Here is a 24,582-nt window from a genome sequence, read left to right as displayed (position 1 = left end):
TCAATGAGTTGTAGGTTGGGCCCATGGCCCAACAAGGGCATCGATTCGCCCCAGAGCTCCATGTTGAGCCATGGGCCTAACCTACGTCACTGCAAAATTTCTTTACTTGAGGGCCAGGGTAGGGGGGAGAGATTAAACACCTTCCCTCCAAGCTTGACGAACACAGCTTCAAGCCCCAACATAGACAACATCAATTAGCATCATGCCAAAATTTATCAGAGAGGTCTAGTTTAATGCAGCATCGTAAATGGTGGTTATTTTTAGCCGTATTAAGTCCGGTTGTGGCATTTGCATCTCCAGCAGGAGAAGAAGCCGATCCCATAACCTTTGTATTACTTGGCGTCACTACTATATTTTTCTTCGCCATTCTTGGACGATATATCGCCAGACGTTTAAACCAGCCCAGTGTGCTTGGTGAGCTGCTCATGGGGGTATTGATTGGCAATCTGTTTTACTTTTATGGTTTTCAATTAATTATTTTATTACGCGAAGGGGCGGCCACTTTTGATATTGTCCGCGAACTTTTAAACGGTGTTCCCCTAAATACCGCGGTAACACAGATCATTTCTAATCCTGAGCATGCCCAACAAGTCATTGCTGCTTTAGGCAGTCCTCGAGGTGCTGATTATCTTAAAATTGCCTATGTTGTGGATATTTTTTCACGCTATGGCGTTATTTTCCTCTTATTTATGGTGGGCTTAGAAAGTTCCATTGAAGAGTTAAAGCATACGGGACGTGATTCATTACTTGTGGCAATTATTGGTGTGGTTGTGCCGATGCTTCTTGGGTTTGGCGTAGCTTTTTTATTAATGCCCGAAGCTTCTTTCCAAGCTGATTTATTTATTGCGGCTACCTTAAGCGCCACGAGCATCGGGATTACCGCCCGTGTTCTGGCAGAAATGAAAAAATTACGTACGCGAGAGGCCCGCACCATTCTTGGGGCAGCGATGTTGGATGACGTCTTGGGTTTAATCATTTTAGCGGTGGTTAGCTCGGTAGTAATTAATGGTGCTGTCGATTTTATGGTGGTGCTACGTATTGTTATGGCTTCTATACTCTTTTTTATCAGCGCCCTACTATTAGGTCCTTTCATTTTACGTCGTTCCATTCATTTTTTCCGTTTTCTTGAACCTTGGGAAGCTAAGTTATTTATCTCATTTTTATTTATCATGCTGCTTTCGTGGTTTGCTTCGTTTATCCAGTTGGCAACGATTATTGGGGCATTTACAGCGGGTGTTATTCTGCATGACGATTATTTTAAATCGCTTGAAGTCAATTCGAAAGAGAAGGTTCATCGCTCTATTTATCATTTATTATCCCCCTTAGAAACCATATTGGCTCCCATGTTTTTCATTTTGGTTGGCATTCAAGTCAAATTGGAAAGTTTTTTCCATTGGAATGTGATTATTTTAGCTTTGGGTTTAATTATTGCTGCAGTTATTGGAAAACTGGTGAGTGGTTTGGGAGCTAGTGCTAAAGACGATCGATTGCTTATTGGTATTGGGATGTTGCCTCGAGGTGAGGTAGGATTAGTTTTTGCTTCTATTGGACGCACTCTAGGAGTAATTTCTGATGACTTGTTTTCAGCGATTGTATTAATGGTTATGATCACTACTTTTATTGCTCCTCCATTATTAAAAGCGCGTTTTGTAATGCAGGAAAAAAAGGCACTGTAAATGAATAAACACTTATCACAAGTACAGATTGATGTAACTCATGCGTTGCAAGAAGATGTAGGCACTGGGGATGTTACCGCGGCCTTATTACCAGAACACTTAATGGCCGAAGCCGAAATTATTTCACGAGAACCGATGCTCATTTGTGGTCAACCTTGGGTTAATGAAGTATTTAACCAGATTGATAAGAACATTAAGCTTAATTGGCTGGTAACTGAAGGAACTTGGTTAGCTAAGCCGACTACCTTATGCCGTATTTCTGGATCGGCACGCAGTATGTTAACTGCGGAGCGTACTGCGCTCAATTTCTTACAAACTCTGTCTGCAACTGCAACACAAACATACCATTATGTGGAACAACTAAAAGGTACTAAGACGCGTTTATTAGATACCCGAAAGACCTTACCTGGACTACGTGTGGCCCAAAAATATGCAGTGACCTGCGGTGGTGGAGTAAATCATCGTATGGGGCTTTATGATGCCTTTTTGATTAAAGAGAATCATATAAGGGCATGTGGCTCAGTAGCTAAAGCTATTGCTTTGGCAAGACAGACTCAAAATACTATTCTAGTAGAGACCGAGGTTGAAACTTTAGATGAATTACTAGAGGCGCTGGCTGCAAAACCTGACCGAATATTGCTCGACAATTTTAGTTTGGAAATGCTTACTGAGGCAGTACGTATTAATCAATCTAACCAATGTACTTTAGAGGCCTCCGGAGGAATTACTCTTGAAAATATTGCCAAAATAGCAGCATCTGGAGTAGATTTTATTTCTGTTGGAGCAATTACTAAATCCATCCAAGCAATTGATTTAAGCTTATTGATTAGGGAAATATTATGATGCCAAGTATCCTTTTTACCGGAGGCGGAACTGCAGGCCATGTAGCGCCTAATATTGCGTTGATTCAAGAGTTTCGTCATAAGGGATGGGATATCGCTTATGTAGGTTCTGCTGAGGGCATTGAGAGTGAAATGATCAAGCCACTTGGTATTCCATTTTATTCTGTGAAAAGCGGTAAATTGCGACGCTATTTAAGCGTTAAGAATTTATTGGATCCGTTCAAAATCATTTTAGGTATTTTTCAAGCATTTTTATTACTTGCCAAGTTAAAGCCCGATGTAGTGTTTTCAAAAGGTGGTTTTGTTGCTTTTCCTGTAGTCGTCGGGGCTTGGTTAAACCGTATTCCTGTAGTCGCTCATGAGTCGGATATGAGCCCGGGGCTTGCGAATCGTCTATGTTTCCCTTTTGTGAATAAAATCTGCCTTACTTTTGAGGCTGGCAAAAAGCATTTTAAAAATCAGGAAAAAATAGAAGTAACGGGAACACCCATTCGTGAGCAATTATTTTCCGGAAACAGTGCTGCAGGACTGGCATTATGTGAGTTTAATACGGAAAAGCCCTGTCTTTTAGCTATTGGTGGAAGTTTGGGGGCAGGGTCAATTAATCGTAGTATTCGTGAGGCTTTACCCCGGTTAACCCAGAACTATCAAGTCATTCATCTTTGTGGTAAGGGAAAAAAGGAGGATGCATTGATGAATGTTGCTGGCTATAAACAATTTGAATATGCAAATGAAGAGTTAGCCGATTTATTTGCTGCTGCATCAGTGGTTGTATCCCGTGCAGGAGCAAATTCACTGTATGAATTACTGGCCTTAGGCAAGCCTCACATTTTAATCCCTTTATCGGCACAGGTTAGTCGTGGGGACCAAATTCAAAATGCCAAGTATTTTCAAGGATTGGGTATTAGTTTTGTCATTGATGACCGCTCCTTGAATGCAGAGACTTTAGTGCAAGCTCTGAGTGATCTCGAAAAAAACAAGGATGAGATTTTTAATAAAATTAAAGCGTTAAAAATCAAATCAGCTACGGAACAGATTGTGGTTATTATTGAGGAGCAAATACATGTTCAATCCCCAAGCGCTGTATGATTTTATTCGACAGCAATGGCAGGAAGAGATTCTTCCCAGTTTATGTGATTACATTAAAATTCCAAACAAGTCACCTCATTTTGATGCGAAATGGAAAGAGCATGGATTGATGGATCAGGCAGTAGATCATATTGCTGATTGGTGTAAAGCACATGCTCCCCAAGGTATGCAATTAGAAGTTATGCGCTTAGAAGGGCGTACTCCATTGATTTTTATGGAAATACCCGGAAAAATTGATGAAACCGTATTAATGTACGGCCATTTGGATAAACAACCAGAAATGTCGGGATGGCATGAGGATTTACATCCTTGGAAGCCGGTGCTCAAAGATGGGCGTTTATATGGGCGAGGTGCTGCTGATGATGGCTATTCCGCCTATGCTTCCTTAACGGCAATTCGTGCCTTGGAAGAGCAAGGCCTTCCTTTCCCTCGTTGTGTATTGATTATTGAGGCTTGTGAAGAAAGTGGCAGTTATGATTTGCCTTATTACATCGAATTATTGAAGGAACGCATCGGTCAGCCAAAATTAGTGATTTGCCTTGATTCTGGAGCAGGTAACTACGAGCAGTTATGGATGACTACATCTTTACGCGGAAATGTCGTAGGCGAGTTGTCTGTGGAGCTAATCAGTGAAGGTGTCCACTCAGGGAGTGCCAGTGGTATTGTGGCCGATAGTTTTAGAGTTGCTCGCCAACTAATTAATCGGCTGGAAGATGAAACAACAGGCACGATTAAGCTGCCGCAGCTATACTGCGATGTTCCTGATGAGCGTGTAACACAAGCGCTTCATTGTGCAGAGGCTTTAGGTAATCATGTTTATGATGAGTTTCCTTGGCATGATGGAGTAGAGCCTGTAGTTCAGAATAGACAAGAACTAATTTTAAATCGTACCTGGCGTCCTGCATTAACAGTAACTGGAGCCGATGGGTTCCCTCCCATTGCCAATGCCGGTAATGTGATGCGTCCATTGACTGCATTAAAATTATCGATGCGTCTACCTCCTCTTGTAAATCCCAAAATTGCTGCCGCAGCAATTCACGAAACATTAACCCAAGCTCCTCCGTATAATGCTAAAATCCATTTCTCCATAGAAGATGGCTCCAAAGGTTGGAATGCACCTAAGCTTTCCCCCTGGTTGGAGGCTGCTGCGGATGATGCTTCTCAAATCTACTATGGCAAGCCTGCTGCTTATATGGGCGAGGGTGGAACTATTCCCTTTATGGGAATGTTGGGCGAAAAGTTCCCTGATGCCCAGTTTATGATTACCGGAGTATTAGGCCCACATTCCAATGCTCATGGTCCGAACGAATTTTTACATTTAGATATGGTGGAAAAGCTAACCGCTTGCGTGGCTTATGTTTTGTATAAGTCGATCGTCTGAAAAATAGCCGTCATTGCGAACGCAGTGAAGTACCCCTGGGTTGTGTCCCGCACACTCCGGGTTACTTTGTCATTATGCTTCTCGCAATGACGGTTTTTTGTTTTAAGTTTTAAACGTTTTATTCTCTCATTCACGCTTGCTTGAACAATTCCCTCTAAAGCATCCAAAAAATTCTAGACAGCTCCCACAAATATTGGGATACTGCTGTTGGCCCTGGAACGGGTCTTTTAGTCCAACAATTAGGAGAAATTTATGAAAGCACAAATACTTGCTGCTGCATTATCATTATTGGCAGTAAACCTGGCTGCTCATGCAGGCACAACTCACAGCGTTAATCCCGAAAAACAAACTTCTCTTGCTTCCAAAAAAATTGACCTCAATAAAGCGGATGTATCTTCTTTAATTGGTTCTTTTAAAGGTATAGGCAAGAAACGAGCTGAGGCAATTATTGCTTATCGCACCAGTCACCAAGGTTTTAAATCAATTGAAGAACTTTCGGAGGTGAAAGGTATAGGGCAGCGTTTTGTGACCGCAAATAAAGAAAAATTAAACGAAATATTTGTTATTAATTAATCTTAACTCTAATTCTCTACCCCTGTTGTAGGCTGGGTTGTTAAGCCCAGCATTGGGGGCAGCATGAACAGTTTTGCTTGGCTTAACAACCCAGCCTACGTGTTACTTTAGCCACGTGTAAGCAAATCTCTCGTTATTGTTATAGCTACTAATGAAGAAATTTACATACTCCGAAACTACATATTTAATATTGCCATGTGTTTTAAACTTAAACACAAGTTCATTTAAGTGATTGATGCGGCAGCAAAAGCGAAAGATGAAAATTTGGTTGAACAAAAAATTTACTTTTTTATTTGAAATTGTTGCCCTAGAACAGTCGATCTTTACGCAAAATTAGTATAAAGTAACGCACAAAAAAAGAATGGGATAGTGCTGCTTATGTTCAGGAAATTAAGGGGCGTGTTCTCCAATGATTTATCGATTGACTTGGGAACCGCTAACACATTGATTTATGTAAGGGATAAGGGGATTGTCCTTAACGAACCCTCCGTTGTTGCATTGCGAAATGAATCAGGTCAAAAGCGCGTTGCAGCGGTAGGTCTAGAAGCAAAACGTATGCTTGGAAGAACTCCAGGCAACATTAATGCGATTAGACCGATGAAGGATGGGGTAATTGCTGACTTTTTCGTTACTGAAAAAATGCTGCAGCATTTCATTCATAAAGTTCACGAAAATAAATTTTTGCGTCCTAGCCCACGTGTGCTGGTTTGTGTTCCTTGTGGTTCTACCCAAGTTGAGCGCCGCGCAATTCGTGAATCAGCTATGGGTGCTGGTGCTCGAGAAGTATTTTTGATTGAAGAACCAATGGCTGCTGCTCTAGGTTCAGGAATGCCAGTAGAAGATGCTAGTGGTTCGATGGTTGTCGATATCGGTGGTGGTACTACGGAAGTCGCGATTATCTCTTTAAGTGGTATCGTTTACCACCAGTCAGTACGTATTGGTGGAGATAAGTTTGACGATGCAATTGTATCTTATGTGCGTCGTAATTACGGTACGCTTATTGGTGAAACAACAGCTGAGCGTATTAAGCATGAAATTGGTTCTGCATTCCCAAGTCGTGATTTGTTTGAAATCGAAGTACGTGGAAGAAATCTTGCGGAAGGTGTGCCCCGTAGTTTTGTTTTAACTAGTGCAGAAATCTTAGAAGCGCTACAAGAACCTTTATCAGGAATCGTAGGGGCTGTAAGAGCAGCTTTAGAATTGGCTCCACCTGAATTAGCTGCTGATATTGCCGAGCGTGGTATGATATTAACCGGAGGCGGGGCATTATTGAAAAATATTGATCTTCTGCTGATGGAAGAAACTGGTCTACCTGTATTAATCGCTGAAGATCCGCTAACTTGCGTTGCTCGTGGTGGTGGTAAAGCTTTAGAAACCATGGACTTACGTGGCGGTGATTTCCTCTCAACAGAATAATAATCGAAACAGATTATTTAGCCGAGGCGGGCACAATCCAATAGGATTTGTGCTTGCTTTGCTTATTTCTGTTTTCTTAATGTTTTCTGACTACCACTATCGTTATTTAAATAGTGTTCGTAGTGGTTTTTCTTTAATTGTAGCTCCATTGCAATACGCTGTTGATTACCCTGTGCGTGTGTTTGGTTGGATCCAGTCATTAGTTAGCGCGAAAAAGGCGTTAATTGATGAAAACATGCGATTACGTTATCAACAGGCAATGTTAGAAGCTGAGTTACAAAAATTATTAGTTACTCAAAAAGAAAATTTTCAACTTAAAGAATTATTACTTACCTCCTCACAAGCCGACATGCGTGCAATGGCTGCGCAAATTCTTGCTGTGGATACCAGCGACTCTCGACAAATTGTCGTATTAAATAAAGGTGAGCGCGATGGTGTTTATGTTGGACAGCCAATATTAGATGCTAAAGGGGTGATGGGGCAGATCATTGACGTGGGCCCTTTAACGAGTACTGTATTATTGATTTCCGACGCTAAAAGTGCCGTTCCTGTAAGAAATAATCGAACAGGGGAGCGGGCTATTTTGGTTGGTACTAATGATATTGAAACTTTATTTTTAATTAACCTGCCTAAAACCTCATCCATCCATCCTGGTGATGTATTAGTTACTTCAGGTTTGGATAGACGATATCCTGAAGGTTATCCTGTTGGACGAGTAGACGAAGTTAATAGTCTTCCTGGCGAAGATTTTGTGAAAGTCAAAGTAAGACCGGTAGCCCTTCTTAACCGTAATCGTCTGGTTTTATTAATCTGGCCGGATAAAGAGCAGGAGCAGTTAACCGCGCAAATTAACGAGCGTTTAAATGCCAAGGAGACCATGTAATGAATCTTCGTTTACGCTTAGCCGTAGGATTTATGATTACGTTGATTTTATCAATACTGCCTATGCCGGAATTAGTTACTGACTTTAGACCACCCTGGGTTTTGTTGTTGGTATTGTATATTGAATATTTTCTCCCAGGAAATTTTAATCAGGCCACCTTATTGTTTGTAGGTTTGATGCTTGATGTGTTGTTGGCGACAGTGATCGGCGAACATTCCTTTGCTTTATTGCTAGTGACTTGGATTGCCTCAAGTAAATCCAGACGCTTTCAATTTTTCTCAATGATGCAGCAAATCTTTTTAATCGGCTTTTTCTGTCTCTTATATCAAGCAATTATTACGTTAATTACCGCATTGCTTGGTTTTAAATACAGCTTATTTATGCCTGTAGCAAGTGCTTTTGTGGGTATGTTCCTATGGCCTTGGATTCGTTTACTCGGTGAAGATACACTCCTACCCCGTTTCGCGTATCGATAAAAAATGTAGCCATATTAGCGCAGCGCACTACGGGAACTGATTGGTGCACTGAGCCAAAAAAGAAGCCAAGATTTGGGCCATAGGCCCAATCTACAAGCCATGAATTAATGGTAGTGAGCATGAGGATAGGGGTGTTCTATGCGCCTAGACCTGCACAATTTTAAACTCACCGGGATTCAATTCATCGAGCTGCCAATCCCAAATTCGATGGCGCACCAACCTCAATGTAGGAAAGCCAATAGCTGCAGTCATGCGCCGTACTTGATGATTTTTCCCCTCACATAAGACAATTTCCAACCAACTAGTAGGAATACTTTGTCTAAATCGAATAGGAGGATTCCGAGGCCAAAGTGAGGGCTCGTCAATCACTCGTACATCGGCCGGTAAAAAACGGACGTCTTTAAGTGCCAAGCCTTTTCTTAATGGTTGTAATTGTGCCTCGGTTGGCATCCCTTCAACTTGTACCCAATAATATTTTTTCTTATTAAACTTAGGGTGCGTTAACCGATGCTGTAAGGCACCATCACTAGTTAAAAGCAATAATCCTTCACTGTTTTTATCCAATCGTCCAGCCGCATAAACATTAGGAATATCAATGAACTCTGCCAATGTATGATCATGTTCCTCGCCAGTAAATTGGCAGACTACTCCATAGGGTTTGTTGAATAAAATAAGTTCTGGCATAAAATTAGCTGGCCTATATTCAAATGCCTTAATGGTAGAGGGATTGCTCTGCTTTGTGAAGCTCATCTTTGCATGAAGTTGTATTTTTAGGGCAATTATTATACAATGGCGACCAGTTTTCCTATTAACGTGAATTGAATCTATGCGATATTTTTTACTCGTTTCAATATTTTTCTCTCAATTTACCTATGCAATGAACCATCTTGTAATGGTTGGTGATGAACAGGTTGAGATTAAACACACAGTTGGTCGAGGTAAAACATTCATTCACGTACACCACAATGAACAGACGGCGCTAAAAGCAGCTCAAGCTGTAGTTAAGAGAGAAGGTGGCAGCCTTATTACATTAGTCCACTCTGGCGGTCGTAACATTGTGTTTAATCTGCATAATAAACGTTATGAATTTGATCCTAATCGGATTTTTACCGATAACGGTATTAAAAAAACGTTAACTAGCCTTAGCCAATACAGCCCAGAAGCTCATCGAGAAGTTAAAAAATTAGCGAATAAAATAAAGCAAATATTACCTAAGGGTAAGGTTGTTGCGGTACATAATAATGCATCGTACTCACTTAAAGATTATCTCCCTGGAAATTCCTTACAACATGATGCGCAAGCTATTCATATGGTGCCGAGAAACTATTATCGAAATTTTTACCTGGTAACCAAAATTGGTGATTTTTTACGTTTAAAAAGCAAAGGTTATAATGGAGTATTACAAAAATCTACGGCAACGGATGATGGCTCACTGTCTATTTATTTAGCCAAAAATGACTACATCAATGTGGAAGCGGGCTATGATCAGCTAATAGAACAGATTAAAATGTTGCAGCACGCATAAACTTCAAACACTAATGTTTACCTTGAAGAAAATCTATTGCATTTTTTCGTATTATCCTAACTAATTTCACGCAATGGACTTGGGATTCCAAGTTCTAGCGTGCTATCATTATTACCTCTAAAATTTACGGAGTTGTCAATGACGTACGATAAAATCAAAGTGCCTGCACAAGGTGAAGTGATTACGCTTAACGCGGATCATTCTCTTAATGTGCCGAATAACCCAATTATTCCTTTTATTGAAGGTGACGGTATTGGTGTCGACGTAACACCTCCTATGATCAAAGTTGTTGACGCTGCGGTTGAAAAAGCTTACGGATCTAAAAGAAAAATTTCTTGGATGGAAGTTTATGCTGGTGAAAAAGCAACTAAAGTTTATGGTGCAGATGAATGGTTACCACAAGAAACCTTAGATGCCTTAAGAAAATATGTAGTTTCTATTAAAGGTCCTTTAACTACTCCAGTGGGTGGTGGGATTCGTTCATTAAACGTGGCAATTCGCCAACAGTTGGATCTGTTCACTTGCTTACGTCCTATTCGCTATTTTTCTGGTGTACCAAGTCCTGTAAAAGAGCCTTGGAAAACGGATATGGTTATTTTCCGCGAAAACTCAGAAGACATTTATGCGGGTATTGAGTGGCAAGCAGATTCTCCAGAAGCTAAAAAAGTAATTGAATTCTTAAGAAAAGAAATGGATGTTAAAAAAATCCGTTTCCCAGAACATTGCGGTATCGGTATTAAACCAGTTTCTAAAGAAGGTACAACGCGCTTAATCAAAGCAGCAATTCAATATGCTATTGATAATGATCGTAAAGTGGTAACTTTTGTTCACAAAGGTAACATTATGAAGTTTACCGAAGGTGCCTTTAAAGATTGGGCTTACCAAGTTGCTCGTGATGTTTTTGGTGCTAAAGAATATCAAGGCGGCCCCTGGATGGAGTTCACAAATCCTAAGACCGGAAATCAAATTATTATCAATGATGTGATCGCTGATGCATTCTTACAACAAATTCTTTTAAGACCTGAAGAGTACAGCGTTATTGCTACTTTGAATTTGAATGGTGATTATATTTCTGATGCTTTAGCTGCTCAGGTTGGTGGCATTGGTATTGCTCCAGGCGCTAACTTAAGTGATCAAATCGCTGTATTTGAAGCAACCCATGGCACTGCACCAAAGTATGCAGGTCAAGATAAAGTGAACCCAGGTTCAATCATTCTTTCTGCGGAAATGATGTTACGTCATATGGGATGGAATGAGGCCGCTGATTTAATTATCAAGGGCACTGAGGGTGCAATCGAAGCAAAAACTGTGACTTATGATTTCCAACGCACTATGGAAGGGGCTATTTTAGTAAGCAGTTCCGGCTTTGCGGATGCAATCATCCAGCACATGTGATTGCTTTTGTACAATAAAGCTAAGAGAAATTGTAGCCTGGATGGAGCGTAGCGCAACCCGGGAGAAGTGTTGAGTCAGGCATTGATCCTGGATTGCGTTATGCTCCATCCAGGCTCCATCTTAAGTTACCGCGAAACAAAGTAAGGGCCGAAGTTGCTATAGGCGAATAGGGCAAAGGTTGTCCATTTTCCTGGAAGCTATCTAACCAATATGTTTTTGATTACCCCAAAGGTCAATTTTTTCATTAAAATTAGCTGTTTTTACTGGCCAAATGCCTGTGGGGAGTCTATAAAAATAGTAAGAGGTTGTATGTTATGAGCGGGCAAAATATCGAGGAAATTGTAAGGCAAAAGGTTGCTGAGCCAGAGGTACGGACAGAAAATAAATTGCCAAGAAAGTACAAAGTAGTGTTGCTCAACGATGATTATACGCCGATGGATTTTGTTGTTGATGTACTGAAACATTTTTTTCATCTAAACGAGGAAACAGCTGTTCAGGTGATGTTACAGGTTCACATCCAAGGAAAGGGCGTGTGTGGTGTATTCACACGAGACATCGCAGAAACTAAAGTCGCTCTGGTAAATGAATATGCCAGAATGAATCAGCACCCATTGCTATCTAGCATGGAACCGGAATAATTTGTTGTGGGCTGAAGAGGAGCAACGACAATGTTAAATAAAGAACTTGAATTCACCTTGAACCTTGCATTCAAGGAAGCAAAAGAGAAACGTCATGAATTTATGACCGTTGAGCACTTATTGTTGTCATTGCTTGATAATCCAGCTGCTGGAAATGTGTTACAGGCATGTGATGCCAATATAGATGCGTTACGACGTGACTTAATTGAATTTATTGATGAAACCACTCCCAGAATTCCCGACGATGAATTAGATCGAGAAACACAACCAACATTAGGGTTCCAGCGCGTATTGCAACGTGCCGTATTCCATGTGCAATCTGCAGGTAAAACCGAGGTAACAGGCGCCAACGTCCTCGCTGCTATTTTTAGTGAACAAGAAAGTCAAGCGGTATATTTCTTGCGCCGTGAAAATATTACACGTCTTGATGTGATTAACTACATTTCTCATGGTGTATCTAAGTACCAAAATAATGATATGCACGAGAATATGAATTCATCAATGGATGAAGATATGGGCGCTGCAGAAGGTAATGAGTCTCCTCTAGAGAGCTATTGCACGAACCTTAACAAACGTGCAAAACAAGGTAAGATTGACCCCCTCATCGGACGTCATGAAGAAGTTCAACGTACAATTCAAGTACTTTGCCGTCGTAGGAAAAACAACCCATTATTGGTGGGTGAGGCCGGTGTCGGTAAAACAGCTATTGCTGAAGGTTTAGCCCGCCGCATTGTGGACGGTGAAATACCTGACGCTATCCGTGATTGCATTGTGTATTCACTCGATTTAGGGGCTTTGCTCGCAGGTACCAAGTACCGTGGGGATTTTGAGAAGCGTTTGAAAGCGGTACTCAAACAATTAAGCCAACAAGAGGGTGCAGTTTTATTCATCGATGAAATTCACACGATTATCGGAGCAGGGGCTGCTTCAGGTGGGGTGATGGATGCGTCTAACCTTATCAAACCTTTATTGGCAAATGGCGAATTGAAATGCATTGGGTCAACAACTTATCAAGAATACCGTGGTATTTTTGAAAAAGATCGTGCTTTAGCTCGACGTTTCCAAAAAATCGATATTCCTGAGCCGTCAATTGATGAAACTTTTGAAATTTTAAAAGGTTTAAAAGGCCGCTTAGAAGAGCATCATGGGGTGAAATTCACCATCCCTGCGCTTAAAGCAGCAGCTGAATTGGCTGCTAAATACATCAACGACCGTTTCTTACCAGATAAAGCGATTGACGTAGTTGATGAAGCGGGTGCTTATCAAAACTTACTCACCGCGAGTAAGCGTAAAAAAATCATTAGCGTCACTGAAATCGAGAGTGTGGTTGCAAAAATTGCTCGTATCCCAATTAAGAAAGTATCTGCACGTGATAAAGATACCTTGCGTAATTTGGAGCGTGATTTAAAACTCTTAGTTTACGGACAAGATCAGGCAATTACTGCCCTATCCTCTGCAATTAAACTGGGACGATCAGGACTTAGAGAGCCGCAAAAACCAGTAGGATGCTTCTTATTTGCTGGCCCAACTGGTGTGGGTAAAACCGAAGTTACACGTCAATTGGCGAATGTTTTAGGTATTGAATTGTTACGCTTCGATATGTCTGAATACATGGAGAAACATACTGTTTCACGTTTAATCGGTGCTCCTCCAGGATATGTTGGTTATGATCAAGGTGGCTTGTTAACCGAAGCAGTAACCAAGAACCCTCATGCAGTCTTACTGCTTGATGAAATAGAGAAAGCGCATCCTGATGTCTTTAATCTGTTGCTGCAAATTATGGACCATGGAACCTTAACTGATACCAATGGCCGTCAAGCTGATTTTAGACACATTATCCTAGTAATGACGTCTAATGCGGGGGCTAGTGAGTTGGTTCGCAATTCAATAGGATTTGCGACTCAGGATAATAGCAACGACGGATTGGAAGTTATTAAGAAACAATTTAGTCCTGAGTTTAGAAACAGACTAGATGCCATTATTAATTTTGCTCCATTAGATGCTGTGACTATAGGTTTAGTTGTTGATAAGTTTATTATGGAACTAGATGAGCAATTAAGTCATAAAGGCGTTACCTTTGATGTAGACAAAGCTGCACGCGAATGGCTAATTGAGCATGGATATGACAAGGTAATGGGGGCAAGACCTATGGCTAGGTTAATTCAGGAAAATGTGAAGAAACCACTCGCCGATGAGCTTTTGTTTGGTAAATTAATACATGGTGGCCATGTGACATTAAAAGTTAAAGATGGTAAGTTACACTTCGATAGCCATGATCATAGAGAGGGCGTTGTTTAAATGGCATTGACTGTAACCGTAATTGCTAAAAATGAAGAACAAAATATTAGGAGATGCCTGGAATCAGTACAGTTTGCTGATGAAATAATAGTTCTGGACTCGGGTAGCACGGACAATACCGTTGCAATCGCTAAAGAATATACAGAACATGTTTACTCAACAGACTGGCCTGGTTACGGGGCCCAAAAACAGAGGGCTTTAGCAAAAGCCACGGGCGATTGGGTTTTAAATCTTGATGCGGATGAAGCGGTAAGTGAGAAGTTGAAACAGGAAATAATGCAGGCTATGGTATTGGATGAAGCTGATGCATACCGTGTTGCAATTCAAATGTACTTCTATAACCACCCCTTGAAATACTCTTCCAGTCCTAAACGCCATGCACGTTTATATAAACGTGATGGAGCACATTTTAGTACGGATATCGTTCACGAAAAAATTGTTCTTCCCGAAGGCGCGCGTATCGGAAAACTTAAAAATTGCATTATGCATCATTCATTTAAAGATGTGAGCCACGTGCTTTACAAAATGAACAAATATTCTTCTTACAGTGCAAAAACCTACATAGTAAAACAAAGAAAAGCAAGTTTCGCGAAAACCCTAGCCAGCACTTCATGGATGTTTTTTAGGTGCTATGTATTACAACGGGGTTTTTTGGATGGTAGAATTGGTTTTTTGTTTGCGGTGTTTAATGCTCAAGGTACCTTTTATCGAGGTATCAAGCAACTATACCAGGATAGCAACATCGAGCAATTACCGAACCTGACCACAGCTAATGAGGACTTAGTGTGAAACAACTCTTTTCGGAAGAAAAAAGCATATTAATAGCACCTTTTTTTATTGTTTTATTTGTTTTTTTTGTGCCTATTAGTTCCAGCTTAAAATCAATTATGGCCGGCCTTGGGCTAGTTGCATTGCTCTTGACGCCATATTATAGAAATCAATTGCTGGGTGCTTACAATAGTTTATGGGGCTGGGCGGGTATTGCCTTGTTTGCTTATGTGCTTATTGGCTGTTTATGGTCTGAAGCACCATATCATTTACGTTATACTGTAGTTGATAAGTACTCTAAAGCGCTTTATCTACCAATACTGGCCGTAGGATTTATTAATCCTAAAACCCGGCGTTGGGCTTTTAATGCTTATTTTGCTACGATGTTGATAACTTGTGTTATTTCCTATTTAAAGCATAAAAGTTTATTTGTCATCAATAACCCCGTAGATACTGGCGAAGTGTTCCATAATCATATCGTTACAGGATTTATGGTTGCTTTAGCAGTATATTTTGCGGCGATTATTGCTTTAGAGCCTGAAGTCAATAAGTGGCAGCGTATGTACTGTTGGTTGATGATAGTCGCTGGAAGTTACCAAATATTTTTCCTAAATACAGGAAGAACAGGTTATTTCATTTATGCCTTTTTAATGCTTTTCTTAATTGTTCAAAAGTTCTCTTTAAAGAAAGCAGCACTCGGGGTGACCTTGCTTATTGCGTCTATTGGGATGGTTTATTTGGCAAGCCCATTAATGCAGTTACGTACGGGTATACTTATTAGTGATATTAAGTTTTTGAAAAAGCATGAGGAAAATACCTCTTTAGGGTATAGAATGCAATTTCATAAATATGCTCGTTCTTTGTTTGAAGAGCACCCTGTTTTTGGTATCGGTACGGGTTATTTTAAATACAGTTTCCATCGCGATAAGCCCGTCCCAGGTTGGGAGGAGAAGCTTAATGAGCCACACAGTCAATACTGGCTTGCCTTAGTTGAAGGTGGCATTGTTGGGCTAATGTTCTACCTGACGTTTATAGGCTCGTTGTTTATTTTAGCATTTAAATTAAGTAAAACAGCGCGACTTGTCATGCTTGGCCCACTGATTGCAGTATGCTTTGGTTCTTTTTCAGATAGTATCTTCTGCTATTCACCGGTAGGCAGCATCTTAGTTGTAATTTGCGCTATGGGATTTGCTGAGCTATTAGAGAAGAAAGCCGCTACTATAGCCTCTGTAAAAGAAAAGACATATCTATCCTCTCATACTGCTGAACTAGCGGTTTAAATGATTGTAGGTTGGGCCATGGGCCCAACCTACAAGTCATTGCGTAGCATGGAAGTACTATCGTGCTTTAAAACTCAGTAAATGAAATTGGCCATAGATGATGGAAGTGATGCACTGGCCCATGTCCTTGACCAACACTGTTGTCTTTAGCTGCTTTAATTGCTTCAAAGAGGTAGTTTTTTGCTATTGCACATGCTTTTTTCATAGGAATATTTTGTGCCAAGCACGCGGTAATGGCCGCGGAAAGGGTACACCCTGTGCCGTGGGTGTTTTTAGAATTAATTCGTGGACTCTCAAACCAATGAGAGTCACCGTTGTGGCTCATCAATAGATCATTCGATGTGTAGGAGGTTAAATGGCCTCCTTTAAGTAAAACATGTTGAGGCCCCAAAGCTAATAGCCTTTGTCCTACGATAATCATTTCTTCCGCAGATTGTGCATTTAAATCGGTAAACGTATGTGCTTCCGGAAGGTTAGGGGTAATCAGAGTTGCCAATGGCATGAGCTCGGAAATGAGGGTATCAACTGCTTCAGGCAATAAAAGTGGATCGCCACTTTTAGCAATAGTAACTGGATCGACGACGATAGGGATGCCCTGAGCATGCTGCTTAAGAAATACTGTCACTAACTTGATAATATCACTATTAAACAACATGCCAATTTTAATGGCATCTGGCTTAATGTCATCAAAAATAGCATGAAGCTGTTCTTCAATAGCTTGTAAGGGAATTTCATAGCAATTTCTTACACCACACGTATTTTGCACTGGCAATGCAGTGAGTACGGTCATTCCATAGCAACCAAAGGCTGAGAATGTTTTTAAATCTGCTTGAATGCCAGCTCCACCGGAACCATCGAATCCAGCTATCGATAACGCTTTGTACTGCATGCTAGCATCCTTTAATCGCGTGATTAAAAAAATCCCAATTGGGCTGATATAAATTATCAATAAATAATTGTCTAAATGAGCCTGGGACTTGGGTTTGCTGATGCGTTTGCTGACCACATAGGCTAAAGTACGCAGTAGCGTGAATTAAGGCTTGAAACATATTGGGATTAGAGGCAACAAAAGCACTAAGAACAGCGGTCATAGTACATCCCATCCCTGTTACTCGGGGCATTAATTCAGAACCAAAGGTAAGCATTTGTTCTTGTTTTCCATCGGTAATGAAATCTTCAGGGCCACTAACAACGATTATTTTATGATGCTTTTGGGCGAGGGTGCGGGCGCTGGTCATCGCTTTAAACACCGGATCAGAAGATTCAACCCCTTTTGTTGCACCATTTTCTCCTGCTAATGAAATGATTTCACTTGCATTTCCTCTAATCACGTTGGCTAAGGGAAGTAATTCTAATGCCGCAGAGGTTCTAAGTTTGCTGGCTCCTGCGCCTACTGGATCGAGAATTATAGGTTTATTTAAATAGTTAGCAATCTTAGCAGCGTATAGGGCGCGTGCCATGAAGGGCTCATTTAGTGTACCAATGTTGATGTAAAGTGCATGGCTAATACTAACCAGTTCTTCAATTTCCTCATGTGATTCAGACATTAACGGTGCTGCACCTAAGGCTAAAAGCGCATTGGCCATAAAGTCCATAGTGACATAATTCGTCAGACATAAGACCAATGGCTGTACTTGTCTTAACTGGCTAAGGGTTGATTGGATTTCATCGATCATGGGTATACATCTCCCGGATATTTTATAAACTACCAGGCCGCAATTCTATCTGTAGGAGTTTGTAGTGAACATTCCTCAGAAACAGAACCGTCATTACAAACAACAAGGCCATTAGGGGCAGTAAGCGAATTTACAACACCACCTTTCCATAAGCAACAACCACGGATCAGTTGCAAATCCATCACCGCATGTGGAGTGCAAAAGCAGGTAGAGTAAAAGCCATTATTACATACCATACGCCCGGCAGATGAGTCACAATAGCTGATGCCGCCCATCCCACCACAACAGGCGCTTGGATTTTGTTTCGCAAATATAGGGGTAACTAGTAGACTCAATGCGCCTACGAGAAATAGTCTTTTAAATGATAGCATCTTGATTTCTCTGATGATTTATTAACCCTAGAATAGCATAGACTTTAGAGCAAGTGTAGCCTGGTTTAACAAGGAAAATTGTCTCTTTAAATGAGCAAATTTAGTGTATTTTGGGCAATAGTTGATTTTTTTTAAAATGAAATTAACATGGAAGTATCCCTAAAAACTCCCGAACGTAATCATGTCCAATAAATTGCCTAATTTTATGGGATCCCAATATTTATGGAACACTACTTGGGGTTTAATTAAAGATTATTTTATTAATTCTGATGAAAAGCTGCGTGCCTGGCTTTATTTATTAGGAATTAGCTTGTGCACCATTTCCCTTGTTGGGCTGACGGCTGCTATGGCGTGGTTATCTGCGGGGTTTTGGCAGGCACTAACCGCAAAGGCACTTCTTCCTTTTCTTTTTTCAATAGGGGAATTTGCGTTCATTGTTGGTATTTACGTAGGTGTGCACATCTTAAAAGATTATTTTATGGGTAGGTTATCTATCTTTTGGCGCGCCTGGTTAACAGATAAAATAATTAATAAGTTTTTTGCTAGTGAAAATAATTACTTAGATTTAAAACGATTTTCATCCAAAGTTGATAATATCGCTCAACGCATTCAAGAAGATGTGAAAATTTTCGTCAAGCTAACTATTGAATTGGTCAGTGATTTTTTAAAATCAGTGCTTAGCTTTGTGATGTTTGCGGGTACTTTATGGGTTGTTGGCGGGGCTTTATCCGTTCCTGTTTTAGGCGTAACTATTGTGATTCCGGGTTATTTATTCTGGACCGCTTTAATGGCTGCAATGACTGCTACGCTGATTGCCAATTCGATAGCAAAATCAATGGCTGAAACCAATCATAATGCTGAAAAAGCAGAAGCAGATTTACGCCAAAATATTGCTGAGGTGCAGAAGGAAGCTGAAAATATCGCAGAAGAACATGCCGAGCAGTATTATAAAATAGCAATAAAAAATAAAATTAAAGAGATTAATCTTCGTGCCAATCAAAAACTGGGTATAGGCTTAAAGTTAGATGCATTTCAACATTTCTATTCCCAATTAGCTGAACTTTTACCTACACTAATCGCCGCGCCCTTGTATTTTGCAGGGCTTATTGAAATTGGGCAATTGATACAGGTTGGTATGGCCTTTAACCAAGTTAACTCATCACTTAGTTGGTTTGTATGGGCTTATGATGAGTTGGCCAAATATAAAACGAGTATTAAGCGAATTACTGAGTTACAAATTTCTTTAGAGAAAGAGGGATTAAACGCGCATCCTAAATTAATTATTAGAAATGAGCATGATAAAGACACCATTAAAGTTAAGCACTTAAATATTCTGCATCCCCAGGCTACAAGTACGACACATATCATGTCCAACCTTAATTTAAAGTTCACACCTGAGGAGGATGTTTTAATCAAAGGAGACTCGGGCCTGGGTAAGAGCACGTTTTTTAAGACGATTTCTGGTACTTGGAGCTATGGTAATGGAGTAATTTTATTGCCCTCGGGAAAAAGATTATGCTTTTTACCGCAAACGCCTACTTTAACTCATGATACTTTAAAAGCAGTTTTAGCTTACCCTGACCCGGTAGAGACTTATACGGAAGAACAATACGTCATGGTTTTGAATAAAGTGGGGGGAATGCAAGATTACATTTCTAGATTAGATGAAAAGTGTGTATGGGATGGTGAATTATCCGGAGGACAGAAACAAAGAATTGCGTTTGCTCGCGCCTTACTTAAAAAACCAGATTGGGTCTTTTTAGATGAAGCAACCTCCGCTCTTGATGAACAGAGCGAAGAACATGTTTATCGTACGTTAAAGGAGTTAACTGGCGCGACTTTAGTGAGTATTGCACACCGACGCACAGTAGAGAAATATCATTCGCGAATTGTTATGTTCCGTGCGAGGGACAATAGGCAAATTGAGGTGAGTGAAGAAGGGCCGAGAGGGCTTCATTATAATGAAGGCTGAACTGTCAAGCCCAACATTGGGCGTGAATCTGGTTGGATTTGCTGGTTTAACATCCTAACCTACGGTGGCTATTGAAATATTTGTACATAATTCGGGTAGTAAGTAAACAAATAACTCGTAGCCAGTCCCGCCAATAAACCAAAAAAGTGAGACTCCCACGATACGCCTTTCTTTCCTGGAAATATGCCCAAGAAGATACCGGCAAAGTAATAAACACTGAGCAGGCCCAAAATAATCGTGGTTACGGTACCGGTCTGATATAGATTAAGAACCAAAAAGCCCCAGTAACCTGTTATAACGCCACTTGCTCCAACATGCACGCCTGGCTTGGCAAAACACCATACACAGATCCCCGTGATTAGGGTAATGATCAGCGTTACAGCAATATAATAAGACAGACCATTAATTAAAATAAAATTACTTAATACAACTAATGGGATGCAGTTAAAAAATAGATGGTTGAAATTCAAATGCAATAAGGGTGAAAAAAGTATTCCGGGTATGCCTTTGAGACGCCTTGGTATAATTCCCAGTAATAACAGGCGACGATCCAGGCGTGTAATAAAAAAGATGCTCCACAGAGTAATTACAATAGTAGCTAATATGGAACTATTCATTTTTGTTTGGTAAATAATTAAATTAAGGCTGTCAATCAATTCATCAAGCATGGTCTTGCTCTAATCCTTTAATATTTTTTATTTCACATGAAAGTTTGCCTTGGGCTAAACGCACTTCAATTGAATCGCCAATTTGGGTTTGTTCAGCAGAAAAAAGCACCTTATCTTTTAGTGTAGCAATTGCGTAGCCTCTATCCAGTGTAGCTAAGGGACTTACTACGTGCAAGGTAGACATTTGTGTTCGCAGGTGAAACTTGAGCTGGCTCAGCTTGTTTTGCATCTGTTGGGTTAGTTGCTGGGTTTTCTGTTGCAATTGATTTTGCGCGTATTGAATTTGCGTCTTCGGATTGTGTCTATTTAATTGATGAGTATCTAAATGCAATTGATGAGTTTTTTGTTTGATGATTTGGTTCATGCTTGAAATTAACTGTCGTTCCAAATAATCAGTGGTTTGCCAATAGCTTAAAATGGTTTTTTGTGGAGAAGAAATCTTATCCATTAAATGGCGAAGTTTTATTTGGTTTTGCTGTAGGTGCCTATGGATGGCCTCTTGCAAACGTAACATTGCATGATTTAATGCTCTTAATAGTTCCAGAGAGTCCGGAGTGACGGCAGTCGCTGCCGCAGTAGGGGTCTCAGCACGGTAATCCGCAACGAAATCAGCAATGGTAAAATCGGTTTCGTGCCCTACACCGGATACCAGTGGAATGCTGCTTTGGGCAATTTGTCGGGCTAATTGTTCATCATTAAATGCCCATAAATCTTCAATGCTTCCACCGCCACGTGCAAGAATGAGTACGTCACAGCGTTTTTCTGTATTGGCGCGCTGCACTGCTTTAATCAGTTGCAGCGCCGCTCCAGCTCCCTGGACTTCACTTGGATAAATAAATACCTTAGCTAAGGGATAGCGTCGCGCTAAAGTTGATAAAATATCACGAATTGCGGCTCCAGTTGTTGAGGTAATCACCCCAATGGTTTTTGGCATCCTAGGAAGTGCTTTTTTCTTATCCGGATCAAAAAGTCCTTCCTTCGCGAGCTTGTTTTTTAACTCTTCAAAACGTTGATACAAAGCACCAAGACCTGCTTCGGTTATTTGGTCAACGATTAGTTGATAATCTCCGCGGGCCTCATAAAGGCTTAAGCGGCCACTGGCAACTAGATGTTGACCATCACACAGTTTCGCGGCGGAAGAGCCAAAGTGCCGATTTTTAAAAAACACGCAACGGATTTGGGCACCGCTATCTTTTAGGGTAAAGTAAAAATGTCCCGATGCAGGCTTACTTAAATTAGAAATCTCTCCTTCTACATGAACAATTCCTAGCTCATTTTCAAGGTAACTTTTCACCTGTCTGTTAAGCTGGCTGACAGTAAGTACTGAAACCTGTGTTTCCATAAAAATTATTCACAATCTAAAAAAGGAACACATATCTTAACAAACTATGATTTGCATCCCAAACAGAATTACTGGTTAGGGCAGGAAAAATTAACCGTAACGATCCTCTGTAGATGCGGGTTAATGCCGTACAAATATTGGCAATCGCCACCATATACGTTATCATCAAAGGATTCGATAAAACCTTAATAAAAATAAAAATGAACAGTAGTCAAACTAATTTCTTCAAAGCATCTTTTTGCTTGTTTGCCGCATTTTCCATGGCAAGCTGTGTTGACTTGTCGGGTGCAAGATACCATTCGGCTAAGAAAAAGCCTCCAGTACAAACTAATGCTACGGGAAAAAAAGTAGCGCAGGACAAAAACGCTAAACATTACCGTGGTGAAGTTCATACCATGCTGGGGGGATTAGGGGTTTTCAGTACGGGTATGCAAGAGTTAAGCGACTCTGTTGAGGCGACTTACCACATCCCTGCTCCAAGTGGCATGTGGTATAATGCTGGTGCTGTATCTCGTACTCTTATTACTAATTATTACACGCATAAAAATCCTAAGCCGATCGTTCTTGTTGGACATTCTTTAGGCGCTAATGAACAAATCAAGGTGGCACGTAATTTAAATAAAGCAGGAGTCCCTGTTGATTTGCTTGTTACTATTGATGCGGTGTCTCAAACCGTTGTGCCGCCTAATGTGAAGCATGCAATGAACTTTTACAAAACAGGCTATGTACCCATGTTTAGTGGTTTAAAACTTCGAGCTATTGATGCTGCTAAAACTCAAATAGACAACATTGATGTTACAAAAATCAAAGGGGTAAATGTTAATCATTTCACCATTGATAAACATCCCGTGGTACAAGCAATGATAATGGAAGAAGTTAAAAAGGTAACAAGTAATGCAAATAGAGCAAAAGCCTAAGGGTATTTGTCAGCCGCGAGTCTGTGTCATTGGTGCGGGTCCTAGTGGGCTTGCCGCAATTAAAAACTTGCAAGAGCAAGGGGTTTCTCAGATCACTGTATTTGAAAAAAATAATCAAATAGGTGGTAACTGGGTCTATGATGAAGACAACGATCATTCCAGTGTGTATGAAACAACCCACATTATTAGTTCAAAGCGTTGGTCCCAATTCGAAGATTTCCCAATGCCTGAATCCTATCCTGACTATCCTTCGCATAGGCAGGTTTTGGCTTATTTTCAGAATTATGCACGTCATTTTGATCTAGAAAAATACATTCGTTTTAACACCTCTGTGTTAAAGGTCGAGCAAAACAGCCAAAAACAATGGCAGGTAACCTATCAAGATGAGCAGGGAGTTCATGAGGCTACTTTCGATTACCTTTTGGTCGCTAATGGGCATCATTGGGATCCATTTATGCCAGAATATCCCGGCCAGTTCGATGGTGAGATAATTCATTCACACCAATATAAGAAAGCCTCTGTTTTTGCAGGCAAGCGGGTTTTGGTTATTGGGGGTGGCAATTCGGCTTGTGATGTGGCGGTAGAAATATCACGCGTATCTCCTGAAACTTATATTAGCATGCGCCGTGGTTATAATATTTTTCCAAAGTTTGTGTTTGGTAAGCCAACGGATGACGCGGTTGCGAAAACTCGATGGATGCCTGCTGGGATGCGCCAAAAGCTTTTTAAGCTGGTCATTCGAGTATTACAGGGCCGGTATGCTAAGTATAAGTTGCTTAATCCTGATTGCGGACCTTTGGAAATTCATCCAACGATTAATTCTGAGTTATTGTACTTTATTCGTCATGGAAAAGTACGTCCACAACCAGGGATTACCCATTTTGAAGACAAAAAGGTACATTTTACGAATGGGGAGACGCTTGAGTTTGATACGGTAATTTTTGCCACTGGTTATAAAATCAGCTTTCCCTTTTTTGATAAGCAATTGATCGATTTTAGTGACTCAACGAAGGTGCCATTGTATCGTAAAATGATGCATGCGGATTTGGATAATCTTTATTTTATTGGTTTATGCCAACCACAAGGTTGTATCTGGCCATTAGCGGATCATCAATCGAAGATTGTTGCGCGCATCATTATGGGGACATTGAAACGACCTGAACAATTGCATCAGAAAATTGATCAGGAAATGAATAAGCCCCATTACCGATTTATGTCACATATGCGTCATGCCCTAGAGGTGGATTACCATATGTTTCGCCGGGAGTTATTGGAGATGTTGGGTTAAATCCATTTTTGCGAAAAAATAGTAGGATAGCATCGTCGCTTGCAACCACTAATCCTTCCTAATTGCCGCGGCTTGACCGCGGTATCCGTAGCATGAAGGGATAAACAA

At 40.6% G+C, this 24,582-nt stretch carries 23 protein-coding genes; 17 read left to right on the top strand and 6 right to left on the bottom strand.

Going from position 1 to position 24,582, the window contains the following annotated elements:
• Window positions 1–233: 233 nt before the first annotated feature.
• The 8 genes from E1P08_RS04205 (at window position 234) to mreD (ending at window position 8,336) form a co-directional block, all read left to right on the top strand.
• Entirely contained in the window at window positions 234–1,676 is a 1,443-nt protein-coding gene (locus E1P08_RS04205) for a cation:proton antiporter (RefSeq protein WP_133135741.1), read from the top strand.
• Window positions 1,677–2,519 carry a carboxylating nicotinate-nucleotide diphosphorylase gene (gene nadC / locus E1P08_RS04200; RefSeq protein WP_133135740.1) on the top strand — a complete coding sequence of 281 codons (843 nt, stop codon included), beginning with the start codon at window positions 1,677–1,679 and terminating at the stop codon, window positions 2,517–2,519.
• Window positions 2,516–3,607, top strand: coding sequence for an undecaprenyldiphospho-muramoylpentapeptide beta-N-acetylglucosaminyltransferase (locus E1P08_RS04195; RefSeq protein WP_133135739.1), 1,092 nt, complete (start codon window positions 2,516–2,518; stop codon window positions 3,605–3,607). Before nadC ends, E1P08_RS04195 begins: the two co-directional genes overlap by 4 nt.
• On the top strand, window positions 3,582–4,988 hold the full coding sequence (locus E1P08_RS04190; RefSeq protein ID WP_133135738.1) for a M20 family metallopeptidase: 1,407 nt from the start codon (window positions 3,582–3,584) through the stop codon (window positions 4,986–4,988). Before E1P08_RS04195 ends, E1P08_RS04190 begins: the two co-directional genes overlap by 26 nt.
• A 252-nt stretch (window positions 4,989–5,240) precedes the next feature.
• Window positions 5,241–5,561, top strand: a complete 321-nt coding sequence (locus tag E1P08_RS04185; RefSeq protein WP_133135737.1) for a ComEA family DNA-binding protein — start codon at window positions 5,241–5,243, stop codon at window positions 5,559–5,561.
• A 378-nt stretch (window positions 5,562–5,939) separates the two neighbouring features.
• Window positions 5,940–6,977, top strand: coding sequence for a rod shape-determining protein (locus E1P08_RS04180; RefSeq protein WP_058535650.1), 1,038 nt, complete (start codon window positions 5,940–5,942; stop codon window positions 6,975–6,977).
• Window positions 6,955–7,860 carry a rod shape-determining protein MreC gene (mreC, locus tag E1P08_RS04175; protein WP_133135997.1) on the top strand — a complete coding sequence of 302 codons (906 nt, stop codon included), beginning with the start codon at window positions 6,955–6,957 and terminating at the stop codon, window positions 7,858–7,860. The genes E1P08_RS04180 and mreC overlap by 23 nt, the downstream gene beginning before the upstream one ends.
• Window positions 7,860–8,336: a rod shape-determining protein MreD gene (gene mreD, locus E1P08_RS04170; RefSeq protein WP_133135736.1), complete on the top strand. Its 477-nt coding sequence runs from the start codon at window positions 7,860–7,862 to the stop codon at window positions 8,334–8,336. Before mreC ends, mreD begins: the two co-directional genes overlap by 1 nt.
• Window positions 8,337–8,480: 144 nt before the next feature.
• On the opposite strand, the gene E1P08_RS04165 is transcribed toward mreD, so the two are convergent.
• On the bottom strand, window positions 8,481–9,020 hold the full coding sequence (locus E1P08_RS04165) for a pseudouridine synthase (RefSeq protein ID WP_133135735.1): 540 nt from the start codon (window positions 9,018–9,020) through the stop codon (window positions 8,481–8,483).
• A 142-nt stretch (window positions 9,021–9,162) separates the two neighbouring features.
• Here E1P08_RS04165 and E1P08_RS04160 point away from each other — a divergent pair, with 142 nt between their 5' ends.
• The 6 genes from E1P08_RS04160 to E1P08_RS04135 all read left to right on the top strand — a co-directional run bounded on the left by E1P08_RS04160 (window position 9,163) and on the right by E1P08_RS04135 (window position 16,240).
• Window positions 9,163–9,861, top strand: a complete 699-nt coding sequence (locus tag E1P08_RS04160; RefSeq protein WP_207387331.1) for a protein tyrosine phosphatase — start codon at window positions 9,163–9,165, stop codon at window positions 9,859–9,861.
• A 138-nt stretch (window positions 9,862–9,999) separates the two neighbouring features.
• On the top strand, window positions 10,000–11,256 hold the full coding sequence (gene icd / locus E1P08_RS04155; protein WP_133135734.1) for an NADP-dependent isocitrate dehydrogenase: 1,257 nt from the start codon (window positions 10,000–10,002) through the stop codon (window positions 11,254–11,256).
• Window positions 11,257–11,570: 314 nt separating this feature from the next.
• Window positions 11,571–11,894 carry an ATP-dependent Clp protease adapter ClpS gene (gene clpS, locus E1P08_RS04150; RefSeq protein ID WP_133135733.1) on the top strand — a complete coding sequence of 108 codons (324 nt, stop codon included), beginning with the start codon at window positions 11,571–11,573 and terminating at the stop codon, window positions 11,892–11,894.
• 30 nt (window positions 11,895–11,924) lie between these two features.
• The gene (clpA, locus tag E1P08_RS04145; protein WP_133135732.1) at window positions 11,925–14,192 is read left to right on the top strand and encodes an ATP-dependent Clp protease ATP-binding subunit ClpA; all 2,268 of its coding nucleotides are present in this window, start codon (window positions 11,925–11,927) and stop codon (window positions 14,190–14,192) included.
• On the top strand, window positions 14,193–14,981 hold the full coding sequence (locus E1P08_RS04140; protein WP_133135731.1) for a glycosyltransferase family 2 protein: 789 nt from the start codon (window positions 14,193–14,195) through the stop codon (window positions 14,979–14,981).
• On the top strand, window positions 14,978–16,240 hold the full coding sequence (locus E1P08_RS04135) for an O-antigen ligase family protein (RefSeq protein WP_133135730.1): 1,263 nt from the start codon (window positions 14,978–14,980) through the stop codon (window positions 16,238–16,240). The genes E1P08_RS04140 and E1P08_RS04135 overlap by 4 nt, the downstream gene beginning before the upstream one ends.
• A gap of 67 nt (window positions 16,241–16,307) precedes the next feature.
• Here E1P08_RS04135 and thiD read toward each other — a convergent pair whose 3' ends face one another.
• From thiD to E1P08_RS04120, 3 genes are read right to left on the bottom strand one after another with little or no spacing between them, the layout of a single operon-like run.
• On the bottom strand, window positions 16,308–17,129 hold the full coding sequence (gene thiD / locus E1P08_RS04130; RefSeq protein ID WP_133135729.1) for a bifunctional hydroxymethylpyrimidine kinase/phosphomethylpyrimidine kinase: 822 nt from the start codon (window positions 17,127–17,129) through the stop codon (window positions 16,308–16,310).
• A gap of 1 nt (window position 17,130) precedes the next feature.
• The gene (thiM, locus tag E1P08_RS04125; RefSeq protein WP_133135728.1) at window positions 17,131–17,916 is read right to left on the bottom strand and encodes a hydroxyethylthiazole kinase; all 786 of its coding nucleotides are present in this window, start codon (window positions 17,914–17,916) and stop codon (window positions 17,131–17,133) included.
• Window positions 17,917–17,945: 29 nt separating this feature from the next.
• Window positions 17,946–18,287 (bottom strand): neurogenic locus notch, encoded by a 342-nt coding sequence (locus tag E1P08_RS04120; protein WP_133135727.1) that lies wholly within the window; start codon window positions 18,285–18,287, stop codon window positions 17,946–17,948.
• Window positions 18,288–18,468: 181 nt separating this feature from the next.
• Here E1P08_RS04120 and E1P08_RS04115 point away from each other — a divergent pair, with 181 nt between their 5' ends.
• Window positions 18,469–20,259 carry an ABC transporter ATP-binding protein/permease gene (locus E1P08_RS04115; RefSeq protein WP_133135726.1) on the top strand — a complete coding sequence of 597 codons (1,791 nt, stop codon included), beginning with the start codon at window positions 18,469–18,471 and terminating at the stop codon, window positions 20,257–20,259.
• Between the two features lie 68 nt (window positions 20,260–20,327).
• On the opposite strand, the gene E1P08_RS04110 is transcribed toward E1P08_RS04115, so the two are convergent.
• Window positions 20,328–20,927, bottom strand: a complete 600-nt coding sequence (locus E1P08_RS04110; protein WP_133135725.1) for a rhomboid family intramembrane serine protease — start codon at window positions 20,925–20,927, stop codon at window positions 20,328–20,330.
• Window positions 20,920–22,269, bottom strand: a complete 1,350-nt coding sequence (gene xseA, locus E1P08_RS04105; protein ID WP_133135724.1) for an exodeoxyribonuclease VII large subunit — start codon at window positions 22,267–22,269, stop codon at window positions 20,920–20,922. Before xseA ends, E1P08_RS04110 begins: the two co-directional genes overlap by 8 nt.
• Before the next feature lie 200 nt (window positions 22,270–22,469).
• Here xseA and E1P08_RS04100 point away from each other — a divergent pair, with 200 nt between their 5' ends.
• The gene (locus E1P08_RS04100; RefSeq protein ID WP_133135995.1) at window positions 22,470–23,186 is read left to right on the top strand and encodes a hypothetical protein; all 717 of its coding nucleotides are present in this window, start codon (window positions 22,470–22,472) and stop codon (window positions 23,184–23,186) included.
• On the top strand, window positions 23,164–24,474 hold the full coding sequence (locus tag E1P08_RS04095; RefSeq protein WP_133135723.1) for a flavin-containing monooxygenase: 1,311 nt from the start codon (window positions 23,164–23,166) through the stop codon (window positions 24,472–24,474). Before E1P08_RS04100 ends, E1P08_RS04095 begins: the two co-directional genes overlap by 23 nt.
• The last annotated feature ends 108 nt before the right edge of the window (window positions 24,475–24,582 follow it).

The sequence above is a fragment of the Legionella rowbothamii genome, assembly GCF_900639985.1.
In the GTDB taxonomy this organism is placed as follows: domain Bacteria; phylum Pseudomonadota; class Gammaproteobacteria; order Legionellales; family Legionellaceae; genus Legionella; species Legionella rowbothamii.
This window is presented reverse-complemented; position numbering and strand designations above follow the sequence as displayed.

Coding starts and splice junctions, on each gene's coding strand:
- E1P08_RS04205 (WP_133135741.1), top strand. CDS start 234: ATGCAGCATCGTAAATGGTGGTTATTTTTAGCCGTATTAAGTCCGGTT.
- nadC (WP_133135740.1), top strand. CDS start 1,677: ATGAATAAACACTTATCACAAGTACAGATTGATGTAACTCATGCGTTG.
- E1P08_RS04195 (WP_133135739.1), top strand. CDS start 2,516: ATGATGCCAAGTATCCTTTTTACCGGAGGCGGAACTGCAGGCCATGTA.
- E1P08_RS04190 (WP_133135738.1), top strand. CDS start 3,582: ATGTTCAATCCCCAAGCGCTGTATGATTTTATTCGACAGCAATGGCAG.
- E1P08_RS04185 (WP_133135737.1), top strand. CDS start 5,241: ATGAAAGCACAAATACTTGCTGCTGCATTATCATTATTGGCAGTAAAC.
- E1P08_RS04180 (WP_058535650.1), top strand. CDS start 5,940: ATGTTCAGGAAATTAAGGGGCGTGTTCTCCAATGATTTATCGATTGAC.
- mreD (WP_133135736.1), top strand. CDS start 7,860: ATGAATCTTCGTTTACGCTTAGCCGTAGGATTTATGATTACGTTGATT.
- E1P08_RS04165 (WP_133135735.1), bottom strand. CDS start 9,020: ATGCCAGAACTTATTTTATTCAACAAACCCTATGGAGTAGTCTGCCAA.
- E1P08_RS04160 (WP_207387331.1), top strand. CDS start 9,163: ATGCGATATTTTTTACTCGTTTCAATATTTTTCTCTCAATTTACCTAT.
- icd (WP_133135734.1), top strand. CDS start 10,000: ATGACGTACGATAAAATCAAAGTGCCTGCACAAGGTGAAGTGATTACG.
- clpS (WP_133135733.1), top strand. CDS start 11,571: ATGAGCGGGCAAAATATCGAGGAAATTGTAAGGCAAAAGGTTGCTGAG.
- clpA (WP_133135732.1), top strand. CDS start 11,925: ATGTTAAATAAAGAACTTGAATTCACCTTGAACCTTGCATTCAAGGAA.
- E1P08_RS04140 (WP_133135731.1), top strand. CDS start 14,193: ATGGCATTGACTGTAACCGTAATTGCTAAAAATGAAGAACAAAATATT.
- thiD (WP_133135729.1), bottom strand. CDS start 17,129: ATGCAGTACAAAGCGTTATCGATAGCTGGATTCGATGGTTCCGGTGGA.
- thiM (WP_133135728.1), bottom strand. CDS start 17,916: ATGATCGATGAAATCCAATCAACCCTTAGCCAGTTAAGACAAGTACAG.
- E1P08_RS04120 (WP_133135727.1), bottom strand. CDS start 18,287: ATGCTATCATTTAAAAGACTATTTCTCGTAGGCGCATTGAGTCTACTA.
- E1P08_RS04115 (WP_133135726.1), top strand. CDS start 18,469: ATGTCCAATAAATTGCCTAATTTTATGGGATCCCAATATTTATGGAAC.
- E1P08_RS04110 (WP_133135725.1), bottom strand. CDS start 20,927: ATGCTTGATGAATTGATTGACAGCCTTAATTTAATTATTTACCAAACA.
- xseA (WP_133135724.1), bottom strand. CDS start 22,269: ATGGAAACACAGGTTTCAGTACTTACTGTCAGCCAGCTTAACAGACAG.
- E1P08_RS04100 (WP_133135995.1), top strand. CDS start 22,470: ATGAACAGTAGTCAAACTAATTTCTTCAAAGCATCTTTTTGCTTGTTT.
- E1P08_RS04095 (WP_133135723.1), top strand. CDS start 23,164: ATGCAAATAGAGCAAAAGCCTAAGGGTATTTGTCAGCCGCGAGTCTGT.